This window comes from Vibrio sp. RW, from assembly GCF_027587105.1.
GTDB classification, from domain to species: domain Bacteria; phylum Pseudomonadota; class Gammaproteobacteria; order Enterobacterales; family Vibrionaceae; genus Vibrio; species Vibrio toranzoniae.
This window is the reverse complement of the sequence record NZ_JAPPTM010000017.1, coordinates 48,932-60,918: the sequence shown is the minus strand read 5'-3', so window position 1 is coordinate 60,918 and position 11,987 is coordinate 48,932. Positions and strand designations below refer to the sequence as shown.

Below are 11,987 nucleotides of genomic sequence, written 5' to 3'. Positions count from 1 at the left end.
TAATGAAGTACCTTCACATTCAGGTTAAACAAACGGTTTATTTTACAAGCCACTATGCGTATCTTGCTAATTCTAGGTGCCAACGGGCGCCGTTATTATTCGTACCGATGACTTTAGAATCAGATAAAAAGGAATGAAGCGTGCAAGCTAACTTTATTGATGGAACGACCTTGTATCGTCAGCACTCTTTTGAGTTGCCACTCGATTACCAAGCAAAAGATGGACAACAGATCCAAGTCTTCGCACGTGAGCTAGTTGATCTCGCTAAAGATGCGCAAGAACTGCCGTGGTTGATCTACTTTCAAGGCGGCCCAGGTTTTCCTTCTCCACGAGTGAGCGGCCAATCGGGTTGGCTAAAGCGTGCATTGCAAAACTACCGTGTTCTGCTTCTAGACCAACGTGGTACGGGCAACAGCACGGTGATCAGCCATGAAACGTTGGCGCATTTGTCTCCAGAGCAACAAGTTGAGTACTTAACGCATTTCAGAGCAGACAACATCGTTCGTGACGCGGAAGCGATTCGAGAGCAGCTCGGTGTTAAACAATGGTCGACGATTGGCCAGAGCTTTGGTGGCTTCTGCACATTGAGTTACTTATCGTTTTTCCCACAAAGCTTACAACGCTGTTATGTCACGGGTGGAGTTCCGTCTATTGAGCGTGACGCTGACGACGTTTATCGCGCGACCTACAAGCGTGTAGAAGACAAAAACAGAGCTTTCTTCGCTCAGTTCCCACAAGCGCAAGCTATGTGTCGTGAGATTTCTGATTACCTGCTTAACAACGACGTGAGACTACCGAATGGTCAGGTGTTTACGGTTGAACAGTTCCAGTTGATTGGTATTAACCTTGGCGGCGGTGAAGCAAACCTTCCTATGTACTTCACGTTAGAGAGTGCCTTTGTCGAAGTGAATGGTAACAAGCAGTTGAGTTACAGCTTCTTAAATCAAATGCAGCAAGAGCAGGGCTACCTGACGAATCCAATCTACGCGATCTTGCATGAATCGATTTACTGCCAAGGCAAGGCCTCACAATGGTCTGCACACAGAGTTCGCCAACAGTACCCACACTTTAACTACCAATCGGGTAGTGAGTTCTGGTTTACTGGAGAAATGGTGTACCCGTGGATGTTTGACCAATTAGAAACACTGAAACCTTTACGTGAAGCGGCGAACCTTTTGGCTGAGAAAGCGGATTGGGGCAAGTTGTATAATGCAGAACAGCTGAGCAAGAATACGGTGCCGATGGCATGTGCGGTTTACGCGGATGATATGTACGTTGAACTGGATTACAGCCGTGAAACACTGGCGACTATTCCAAATTCAAAGGCATGGATCACTAATGAATATGAACACAACGGCTTGCGAGTAGACGGCAAAAGAATTATCGATAAATTAATGACGATGGTTGAATCGTTAGAAAACCTGCCAAAGTAATTAAGCTAGCTTCGTTAAAAAGACGCCAGAAACAAGAAAACGCTGCATCCGTGCAGCGTTTTTATTAGGTCATCGAACTTAGATATTAAGAACTAGGAGGGGTAGCTTTTAAAACCATTAGGGCTGGATGACGATATCTTGAGTTTCGGTAGTCGTTAAGCTGGCGCGATTCTGTTCGATAAGTTGAGCCGCATAAGAGGGAGTCACAGCTTGAATTTCGCCCTTTGAACGAATGGTTAGTGCTTCCCACGCATGGTCTCGGTATTTGCCTGTTTGTGTATATTCAATAAGTACTCTCATGAGCATTCCATCTAATGTGTGGTTAACGTGCTACTAACATTAGTCATTTAGACATGGTTGCGCACCTGTTAAATATGAAACATAAGATTAACCAAATGTATCGAGCGATAACCTTGATAAATTTGTTATATACATTTGTAACAAGTAATTTTGAGAGGTCGGTGCGGTGTGGAGAGGTCAAGGTTATTGTAAGTTTTGCTTAGGATGAAAGGTAGAATGTACTTTTCTCGTATAAAAAACGCTGCATATAAGCAGCGCCTTTAACGATGGTATCAAACGATCCGTATAACGGAGTGTTTACTTTTTCAGACCAAGATTTTTACTTGCAGAAATAGCGGCACTTTCTAGGTCGGTAATACGCCCTGCACTGGCTGGACCTAGGACATTTGAATACAAGGCTAACTGTTTCTCAAATGATAAATCCAATTGGTTATAGAGATTTTGGCGAATTTGAGCGTGCTGTTGCGGCTCAGCGTTCGATAACCCTTCCAATGTATCGTAGATGAGAGCTGTTGTATCCATAGATGGTCCTTAGTAAACCTTTACAAAATAAGGAGGATTATGCACTCAGTCTCACTTTTGTTCTGCGATATCGATCTCATTATGTGTGAATTGACTGTATTATGTAATCAGTTAGTTAAAACGTGTGGTGACTGAAATGTCGAAACTGGTGTAATTAGGCTCTCTATAATCAATAAGACGTAGACAATAGTTTTTGCTCGCTACTTGTAGCAGAGAGTATTTGTGCTTATTGTGATCAACAATATTTAACCTATGTTCGCACTAGGAGTCATTGTGGATTTAGATATACATCAGGTTGATTCGTTCACAACTCAAGCTTTTAAAGGAAACCCAGCAGGGGTTTGTATTTCACAAGAGCCCTTGGATGAGTCATTAATGTTTTCAATAGCAGAAGAGATGGCGGTGTCAGAAACGGCTTTTCTGGCGCTTAACACCATGACGCTTAGATGGTTTACGCCTGAAGTTGAAGTGAAAATATGCGGACACGGCACTTTGGCGACAGTGCACGTATTGAAAGAACAAGGGTTTGTGAAAGCAGGTGGCCGAGTCGTGTTTAATACTTTGTCTGGAGAGTTAGCTGCCACCGTTTGTGAGTCTTCTATCGAGCTTGATTTCCCTAGTACTGATTTATCATCGGGTTCTGATCCCGACGGAGCGTTGCTTGAATATCTGGGCTTAGCACGGAATCAAGTTGTATCATTCAGGGAGTTTGATTCAAAGCAGTTAATAGAAGTCGTCGATGAGCATGTACTATTAAATTTGTCACCTAACTTTGATGCCTTGAAAGGCATTAAGGGGCGAGGAGTTGTGGTGACGGCATTATCATCGAACCCTGAGCTCGACTTTGTTTCTCGTTATTTTGCTCCCTGGGTGGGGGTTAATGAGGACCCAATGACTGGCTCGGCGCATTGCGCTCTGACTCAATACTGGTCAGAGAAGTTGAATAAACGCAGTTTTGACGCTTATCAAGCATCGTATCGTGGTGGTTATATTTCTACGAAGTTACAAACGAATGGGCGGATTAAGCTGATTGGTACTGCAACTACCGTGATCAGTGGAATATTGAAGTTGTAGGTTCTAAGCAAGTTATCTTATGAGCTTGCGTTTTCTAACTTGCTCTTATTTTCAATGTCTGTTTTTATTAGTCGGGCTTATTCTTCAGTCATGCCTATTTGATTGACTAAATAGCTAAAGTGTCATTGTCATTATTTAAGGAATCGCCGTGTCAGCCTTCTACCTTTCACAAGTGCTCGTCGCCATCGCTATATGTTTCGACTTGTTGTCTTTTCAGTTCAAAGAAAGGAAGAAAATCGTTACGTGTTTGTTTTTCGCTGGCGTTCTTATTTCGAGTCATTTCATTCTTCTTGAGCAATGGACAGCGGCGAGTTTGATGATTATCGCGACTGTACGTTATTTGACGAGTGTGTTCTCGACATCACCTAAATTAAAATACCTCTTTTGTTCTATGTCATTAGTGGCAACCGTTTTTACTTATTCTGGGGTTGTGAGCGTATTAAGTTGTTTGGCTTCAGTTTTTCAAACTTTAGCGGCGTTCAATAAAGACGATCGTCGCTTGAGAGAGTTGATGATAATAGGAACCAGTTTTTGGCTAATTCATAACTATTTGGTTGGCTCTCCAACCGCAGTGGTAATGGAAGTCTTGTTTATATGCAGCAATTTAGTGGGTTATTACCGTTTTTATTTCAAAAAAAGTGCAGTGGTATAAACGGAGTACGTCGTGGTTAAAATTCGAAACTATCAAGCGAGTGACGCCAAAGCACTGTGGGAAATTTACTTTAATACCGTTCGTAATATTAACGTTCGTGATTACTCTCAAGAACAAGTCGAGGCTTGGGCACCAAGTTATTTTGACTCCGAACTTTGGCAAAAGTGTTTGCACCGTATACAACCCTTCGTGGCCGAGTTAGAGGGAGTTGTGGTTGGTTATAGCGACCTTCAACCGAATGGGTTGATTGATCATTTTTTCTGTCATCATGAATACCAGGGCAAAGGTGTAGGAAGAGCCTTAATGGAACATGTGTTTTCTATTGGTGCAGATCTCGGAGTGACTCGGTTTTTCTCTGAGGTGAGTATTACCGCCAAGCCTTTCTATGAGCACTTTGGTTTTACGGTTGTGGATGAGCAGGAGGTCGACATGCGTGGAGTTAAGCTGACAAATTACGTTATGGAGAAAGTGACCTAATAACCTAATCTGTAGCAAAGGATGAAAGGGCGTGAACCAATCACACCCTCTAGGAATTATTCGTGTTTATCTATTTTGCTTACTTTGGCAGTAACACTTTATCGATCACGTGGATTACGCCATTGCTTGCTTCAACGTCTGGCATTGCGATTTTAGCGTTATTAATCATTACGTTACCATCGTCAATTGCTATCATTACAGCTTCCCCTTGCACCGTTTCAGCACTATTAAGCTTCATGACTTCTGTGGCCATAATTTTCCCAGGTACGACATGATAAGTCAGCACTGCGACTAACTTGTCTTTATTCTCTGGTTTCAACAGCATATCGACCGTTCCCTCTGGCAGTGCAGCAAATGCCTCATCGGTTGGGGCAAATACGGTAAATGGTCCGTCGCCTTTCAATGTATCGACTAAGCCTGCTGCTTTTACCGCCGCGACTAAGGTTGTGAACGAGCCATTTTCTGCAGCCACGTCAACGATGTCTTTCTTCATACCATGATGATCCGCATGAGCAAAAGCTGTGAAAAGAAGCGATGCAAATAGTACTGACAGAGTCTTACTTAAATTATTAAACATATTGTCGTCCTTTGAGTTTGTCTGTATTTCCGACAATCACTACGAAAGTTTAAACTGGATAGATCAACTAACTGAACCTTCGATCAACATCCTTTGATAGCCAACGTCATCATACGAATAAAAATACACTGCTAAATCATTGTTATAATTTCACTTATCTACGTATAGCTGAAAGTAATTACTCAATTAATGGATGTGAATATGATTTTTTACCTGTTTTACTATCGGGATTTGCGTCAATGTGGACGCGAAAGGTGATTTGATAGGTTATCAAGATTGGTCCTAATATCGATTTTTATAACTCCGAGTAAGTGTTAGCAACTGTTGGTGTCGACGATAAATTCTAGCCACACTCAGATTCCAAACTGCAATTTTCATTATTCGTTTAGCTTTCTCTTTATTATTGATTCAAGTATCTTGATTACTTACCACCTTCTAAGGTTGTAGGTGCTCGTTGCTATCCGTAATATGAAAAATAGGTTACAGGTAGGAAGAATTAATAAGGAAGTGCTTTGGAAATACAAATTAGACATCTTGAACTCACGGACAATTCAGATATTTTCGATATTTATCGGCATCCATCAGTATCTGAAAATACTTCACAAAAGCCTTTCCTTAGTTCAGACCAAGTTGAAAGGTTGTTTGGACATTCTGATCATTTTTCTTTGGTGGCTGAAGTCTCGGGTAAAGTCGTGGGACATATGACCTTATTCATGACCACGAAGGTCAGAGACAGACACTGCGCAGGGCTTGGTATCGCGATTCATCCTGATGCCCACGGCAAAGGGGTCGGTAAGGCATTAATGCAAGAAGCAATCAACCAGGCGGATAACTGGCTTAATCTCGTGCGCCTTGAACTTGAGGTTCATGCTGATAACCACGCCGCAATTGCTTTGTATGAAGGTGTCGGTTTTCAATTTGAAGGCACTAAAAGGCTCAGTACATTCAAAGCCGGGAAATACATCGATATGTTATTAATGTCGAGAATTCGACCGGATTACCTCTAATATCTCGTTATTCGTTTACCTTTAGTGGACAGATACTACAGCGATAACTGACAGCCCCAAACCGTTTGTTGTTTGGGGATTTTATATAGAATGAATGGGTTATTATTTATCCCAAACCATAGCGCAGCGCAAACTGGATTAATTCAGTATGGTTGTTGAGTTCACAATATTACTGAGTAATTGGTTAGTGAAATTCCCATCTGATTCTGTATAGTTACAACAGTTTGCTTCGTATAACCCCAATGATATGGTTTGGGGGTCTCTACCAGCTCCCGCAAAGTGCTGATTACGAAGGGTTTAGACCACAATAGTGTTCTTGCTCTTTGTAATGGCGTTCAAAAAACATCTTGTCTATTATTCAGAGTAAGTACACACCTAAAATCCATAGTAGGTGAAATATGAACGCATTTATTCAAGGGCTTCCAAAAGTAGAGCTGCATTTACATATTGAAGGTTCATTAGAACCCGAGTTACTTTTCCAACTGGCTCAACGCAATGGCATCGATCTGCCTTATTCATCTCCAGAGCAATTAAGAGCTGCTTATGAGTTTGATGATCTGCAATCATTTCTTGATATTTACTATCAGGGCGCTAATGCTCTGCGTACAGAACAAGATTTTTACGACCTAACATGGGCATATTTAGAGCGCTGCCGAGCCGACAACGTTATTCACACTGAAATTTTCTTTGATCCTCAAACACATACTGATCGTGGCATTGCATTCGATACCGTGATTAACGGCATTCACCGTGCGCTTGAATACGGTCAAAAAGAACTAGGAATTACCTCTCAAATCATTGCCTGCTTCTTGCGCCACCTGTCTGAAGAGAGCGCCATTCAAACGTTCGCCGATATTATCAAGCATCAAGATAAAATCATTGGTGTTGGATTAGACTCTTCTGAATTAGGGCACCCACCTGAGAAATTTAAGCGAGTATTCCAGAAAGCCAAACAAGCGGGTTTCCTAACGGTAGCTCATGCGGGAGAAGAAGGGCCAGCTCAAAATATTGTTGATGCGATTGAAATGCTTGGTGTTAGCCGAGTAGACCATGGTGTGCAGTGCATGGCTGACAAGGCCTTGATAGAGGAATTGATTGAAACCAAGATGCCACTGACTGTATGTCCACTGTCTAACACTAAATTACGCGTTTTCGATGCGATGGAAGACCATAACATAGTCGAGTTGTTAAGAAAGGGCGTAGCTGTCACCATTAACTCTGATGATCCTGCGTACTTCGGTGGTTATATGTCGGATAACTTTAATGCTGTGAATCAAGCTCATGACATGACGCAGCAAGAACTGGCGCAGTTTAGCTTGAATGCTATTGAAGCGAGCTTTATTGGAGAGTCATTAAAGCAGAAATATAGAGAAGTTGTGTTGGCTTATATCGCATAGCTTTCTGCAATATATGAAGGTAAGAAGCTGGCTATAATAACGTGCCAGCTTCTTTAGTTTGAACGAGAGATAAATCGATCTACTTGTTCACGTAATCTTTGAATTTTTGTTTGGTTTCAGAGTCAGCTTTTTCGTACCAGAAATAGAGCATCTCCTCGGCTGTGTTCGCAGCGTTAGTATCTATCTTAGCTGGCAGAGTAACTGCTTGGGCATCAACGGACGTAGTCATGCCAATGGCTAGTGCCGCAATACCACCTTTCTTGTTGTATTCTTTAGCTTCTTGAGGGAACTTACGACCAATTTGCATGCCGTCTTTAATTAACTTGTCTTGCTTAACACTGATAACGTTTTGGTTCTCATCAACCAATTTCCAATCTAGGTGCTCAAGGCCTTTCTTCGCTTCACGGGTATTATGGTATTTAGGCATATCGAACATCAATGCAGCGTCGGTAGCACTGAAGGTTGCAATAATAGCATCGCTATCAACAAACTCACGGTCGTTACCTTTGTCAAAAGCAAGCTGATATTGGAATACGATCTGGTTTTTACCGTCTGGAACGGTGAGCGTTTTATGGGAAGAGAATAAGCTGCCATCTAGATCTGGCTTAGCTTCGTTGACCGCTAGAATATCAACACTTGATGGAACTTGAATTTCAACGTCAGCTAATACTGCAGGTGTTGCAACGATAGCTGTAAGTAGGGCAATGCTTTGGATTGTCTTCATAATCATACAGTTGTTTATAGTTAGATAAATCACATTCTCATGCAGAGCGAAGTATTTCAAGTTACCTTGTCTCGATTTGATAAAATTCACCGAAACTTAACCTAAGCCTAATTTTTGAACGAATTACTCGCACTTTTCCGCTCAGATAAGGGGGCGTTTAACGACTCATGATGTGTAGGGTTTATATCGAAGCTTTAGGACTCGAATCTTTAGGGTACATGGGGAAACACTGCATACATTGAAAATATCAGAAACCCAACGGGCAACAACTTATTTGAAAGCGGCAAACCAGTTTGTTGCTCGTTTGAAGAGTAAACAAGCCAAACGTACGAACAATTGCCCACATAGCGGCTGAGGAGGTCTACCCCGTTTTTCGTTGTTGATGGAGTTTGTGTATTAATCGCATTGCTTGGTGACTATTGACCATTAGCCTATTAATGAGTTGTTGAAGTAGCTCTGCTTCGGGCATCATATGTTGTTCGGTGATTTCTTCAGCGGAGATTGATAGCTCAAGAACCTCTGACATTTGAAACTCTATGGCGATATTTTTTACTGCTTGTAAGGTGTCGTAGAGTTCATCAGGTTTTGAATCAGAAAATATCTTTATTAATTGATCAATTTCGTTCTCTAACTTATTGACTAGAGATCTTAAACATTCAAGCTTCTCGCTGGCTTTAAGCTCTTCGCCAATCAGTAATTGGCAGCGAGATATCTCTTCTTCTGTCATCGGTAGCTTATCTTTTGGATGACGAGTAAGTACCGTAACATTGCCTCTAGCCTCGTTCTGAAGACTTTGCAAATGCGAGGATCTGTGTCGATTTATCTCAAACTTATGACGAAATTCATTAATGGCATTTTGGAGGCTGTTTTTTTGTAGTGGTTTAGTGAGAACGAAATCAGCCCCTGAAAGCAAAAAATCGTCATGAGCCTCCTTGAATACGTCTGCGGTGCACGCGAAAATGACGGTCTTGAGTTTAAGCTCATTTCGAATCTTATGTATCGCTTCTATACCGCTCATATTGGGCATGTGGTTGTCCATGATGATTAAGTCATATTGGTTTGAAATCAATTTATCCAATGCCTGTAATCCGTCGTAGGCATTCTCAACGGTTAAGTTTATCGACTCACAAAACTTTCTTATCACCATTGCGTTAATCTTGTTGTCTTCTACTAATAGCACAGAAAAATTATCGAGTGTTTCACTATATTTGGGTAGTGCTTTTTCTACTATTTGTCTTTCAATCTCATACATTTCTAACGGAAGAGTGATGGTAAATTTAGTACCGAAATTTATCTGACTGAAAACCGAGATCGTCCCGCCCATCAATTCGACTAACTGCTTCACAATAGAAAGTCCTAATCCTGTTCCGCCAAACTTACGTGTCGTTGAAAGCTCTGCTTGTTCAAATGCCGTGAATATGTGGTCGATTTTGTCTTCGGCAATCCCAATCCCTGTGTCGGCGACCGTAATATGTACACTTGGTGGGTTCGTTGATGTGATCTGGAATTCAACTTCGACTTTCCCACTTTCGGTAAATTTAACGGCGTTGCCAGCAAGATTAAATAAGATCTGACGTATACGTGCGGGATCTCCAATGAGCTGAATATTGGTTGGTGTGCTGTCTTTTATGAGAAAAGATAAGCCTTTTTCGGCGGCTAATGGTGTCAAGGTTTTATCAAGGTGGGGGATGATGTCTGTAACAGAGAATGGGCTTAGTTCTAGCTCCATTTTTCCTTGTTCTACTTTAGAAAAATCAAGAATGTCATTGAGTATTGTGACGAGATGTTGACCTGAATCGATAATAATTTGGGCCTGTTTTCGGGTATCAGTACTTTGTGAGTCCTCTTTGATGATTTGAGCGATGCCCAATACGCCATTCATCGGCGTGCGTAATTCATGGCTCATGGTCGCGAGGAACAAAGACTTCGCTTCGTTGGCTTTGTGTGCTCTGTCAGCTGCTTCTTGGTAAGAAAGGGTGTTCCGTTTCAACTCGAATACACGCAGAATAAAGATCGTGATTGAGAAGGCAAAGGTAAGCAGGGCTAGGGTGATGATGAGTCGAACGATAAACCCGACGAGTTGGTCTTGAAAGTTTGTAAACTGATGTGCAATTTGATCTAGATATTCCATGCTATGAGCGGCAAGGACTTGCGAGAGAAGCTGGCTTTGTTGTTGATTAAGCTCCACAAACGTTTCTGATAGATTCGCCAAATCTGAGCCTACATTTTGTTGCTGGATAGAGGATCCGGTTTGCAAAATACTGGCGAGAAGTCCGCTTGGTATTTCTAAGTTCATAGAAGAAGATAAGCGGTTATCAGTGAGCTTAAGAGTCAGAGATTGCAGAATGAACTCTCGAGCGACACTCAGCCCGACAAGGTTGTCTAGCTTATCGATATTAGCCATTGAAGCATTGTGGAAGCGCTCAAGTAATTGAACTGTTTGTAAGTCGCTAAAGAACGTGGAATGTATTTTCTTTCCTTGATAACTCTCCCTCAATGTTTGTAGTTTCTTTTCTAAACGGACTAGATTTGCCGACATTTGATAAGGGTTTGAAATACCTGCGAGAGCACTGTTCGTGACTTTATCGCGCATTTCTAAAATTTCATGGCCTAATTCACGAACAGACTCACTGTATTCAACGACATTCTCATGTTCAGCGTAGGTGAGTACAATGGCGCTGATTAGACCCATAAATAGAGAAACAAAAAGTAAGAGGGCGAGCCTGATTTTATTCATTTTCAAACTCCACTAATATTGGAGGTCGGTGGCCTGTAAGTGTTTTTAAAAATACTTTAAGATCACTAATAGTTTGTTTTTCGAATGTTTTACCGAGCTGGCTTTCACCCATGATTTTGATTGCTTCCTCTAAAGTAGGCGTTTGACCATCATGAAAATAGGGTGCTGTAATTGCCACATTTCTTAGGCTGGCGACACGAAATAGATGTTTATCTTGTGGTTGACCGGTAAACATAAAACGGCCTTGATCTTTGCTTCTCTCTGCACCTGTTCTTGATAACCCAAAGTAGCCAAATCGCATTACCATGCCGCCGCCAATATTGGTGCCTTGGTGGCAACGAATACAGCCTTCCTCTTGAAAGGTTCTCCACCCCCTTTTTTCGCTTTCAGAAAGTGCAGAACTATTGCCTCTTAAATATTGGTCGAAAGGAGAGTGCGGTGTCGTTAAGCCTCGCATAAACTCAACAAGAGCCGCTTTAATTGAGGCCTCGTTAATATCTGTTCCCTCTTCATTGAATAGATTAACGTAATCATCTGACTGGGAGACATAATCAATAATATACCCCCAGTTAGAATCCATTTCGGCGACGTTGTGTACGGGGCCATCGATTTGGTCAGTAAGGTTGTTAACGCGACCATCCCAAAAGAAGCGGTAGTTAAAGGTTGCGTTGAACACTGTGAGTGAATTTCTCATTCCGCTGCCGTTTACCCCTGCGGATACAGGAGTCACTTCAGCCCCATTGGTTTGCAGGCTATGACAACTTTCACAACTGACACTTTGATCGGATGATAAGTTGGGATCCCTAAATAAAACCCAACCTATTTTGGCAAGTTTCTTATCAATTTGAATTGAATCTGGAATTGGTGATACTGGAGATTTTGCAGATGGGAGCTGTTTGGTATTTTGGCTATCTCTAGTGGAGGTGTGCGCTGCTGAAAGGAAGGTTTCATCGTCGTTATTACGAGAATGTTGTTCTTCATGTTCAAGTAATACATGGACCTTTGAAGAGGCGGTATCATAAACCAATACGGCGATTGAAACGCAAATTACCGTTATGCTTATTACAGCCAGATATGGCGTTTTCAT

General features: G+C 41.8%; 12 protein-coding genes and 1 riboswitch. Of the genes, 6 read left to right on the top strand and 6 right to left on the bottom strand.

Going from position 1 to position 11,987, the window contains the following annotated elements; genetic code table 11:
* The first annotated feature begins 140 nt into the window (after positions 1-140).
* Positions 141-1,433, top strand: a complete 1,293-nt coding sequence (locus tag OCT63_RS14965; RefSeq protein ID WP_269983976.1) for an alpha/beta fold hydrolase — start codon at positions 141-143, stop codon at positions 1,431-1,433.
* A 117-nt stretch (positions 1,434-1,550) separates the two neighbouring features.
* Here OCT63_RS14965 and OCT63_RS14960 read toward each other — a convergent pair whose 3' ends face one another.
* Together OCT63_RS14960 and OCT63_RS14955 are read right to left on the bottom strand one after the other, a co-directional pair.
* Positions 1,551-1,733 (bottom strand): hypothetical protein, encoded by a 183-nt coding sequence (locus OCT63_RS14960; RefSeq protein ID WP_017058452.1) that lies wholly within the window; start codon positions 1,731-1,733, stop codon positions 1,551-1,553.
* 297 nt (positions 1,734-2,030) lie between these two features.
* Positions 2,031-2,255 (bottom strand): PAS factor family protein, encoded by a 225-nt coding sequence (locus OCT63_RS14955; RefSeq protein WP_161684231.1) that lies wholly within the window; start codon positions 2,253-2,255, stop codon positions 2,031-2,033.
* Between the two features lie 252 nt (positions 2,256-2,507).
* Here OCT63_RS14955 and OCT63_RS14950 point away from each other — a divergent pair, with 252 nt between their 5' ends.
* The 3 genes from OCT63_RS14950 (at position 2,508) to OCT63_RS14940 (ending at position 4,458) form a co-directional block, all read left to right on the top strand.
* Positions 2,508-3,329: a PhzF family phenazine biosynthesis protein gene (locus tag OCT63_RS14950; RefSeq protein WP_443088552.1), complete on the top strand. Its 822-nt coding sequence runs from the start codon at positions 2,508-2,510 to the stop codon at positions 3,327-3,329.
* Between the two features lie 148 nt (positions 3,330-3,477).
* Entirely contained in the window at positions 3,478-3,981 is a 504-nt protein-coding gene (locus tag OCT63_RS14945; RefSeq protein WP_269983974.1) for a YgjV family protein, read from the top strand.
* Positions 3,982-3,993: 12 nt separating this feature from the next.
* Complete coding sequence (locus OCT63_RS14940; protein WP_269983973.1) at positions 3,994-4,458, top strand: GNAT family N-acetyltransferase; 465 nt, start codon at positions 3,994-3,996, stop codon at positions 4,456-4,458.
* A gap of 79 nt (positions 4,459-4,537) precedes the next feature.
* On the opposite strand, the gene OCT63_RS14935 is transcribed toward OCT63_RS14940, so the two are convergent.
* Positions 4,538-5,035: a fasciclin domain-containing protein gene (locus OCT63_RS14935; RefSeq protein WP_269983972.1), complete on the bottom strand. Its 498-nt coding sequence runs from the start codon at positions 5,033-5,035 to the stop codon at positions 4,538-4,540.
* Between the two features lie 512 nt (positions 5,036-5,547).
* Here OCT63_RS14935 and OCT63_RS14930 point away from each other — a divergent pair.
* Positions 5,548-6,042 carry a GNAT family N-acetyltransferase gene (locus OCT63_RS14930; protein ID WP_060469682.1) on the top strand — a complete coding sequence of 165 codons (495 nt, stop codon included), beginning with the start codon at positions 5,548-5,550 and terminating at the stop codon, positions 6,040-6,042.
* 209 nt (positions 6,043-6,251) lie between these two features.
* Positions 6,252-6,351: riboswitch (purine riboswitch) on the top strand.
* 89 nt (positions 6,352-6,440) lie between these two features.
* Positions 6,441-7,439 (top strand): adenosine deaminase, encoded by a 999-nt coding sequence (locus tag OCT63_RS14925; RefSeq protein WP_161674651.1) that lies wholly within the window; start codon positions 6,441-6,443, stop codon positions 7,437-7,439.
* A 79-nt stretch (positions 7,440-7,518) separates the two neighbouring features.
* Here OCT63_RS14925 and OCT63_RS14920 read toward each other — a convergent pair whose 3' ends face one another.
* From OCT63_RS14920 to OCT63_RS14910, 3 genes are all read right to left on the bottom strand, one after another.
* Entirely contained in the window at positions 7,519-8,163 is a 645-nt protein-coding gene (locus OCT63_RS14920; protein ID WP_060469708.1) for a DUF2057 family protein, read from the bottom strand.
* Positions 8,164-8,524: 361 nt separating this feature from the next.
* Positions 8,525-10,900 (bottom strand): ATP-binding protein, encoded by a 2,376-nt coding sequence (locus OCT63_RS14915; RefSeq protein WP_269983971.1) that lies wholly within the window; start codon positions 10,898-10,900, stop codon positions 8,525-8,527.
* Positions 10,893-11,987, bottom strand: a complete 1,095-nt coding sequence (locus OCT63_RS14910; RefSeq protein ID WP_060469679.1) for a cytochrome-c peroxidase — start codon at positions 11,985-11,987, stop codon at positions 10,893-10,895. Before OCT63_RS14910 ends, OCT63_RS14915 begins: the two co-directional genes overlap by 8 nt.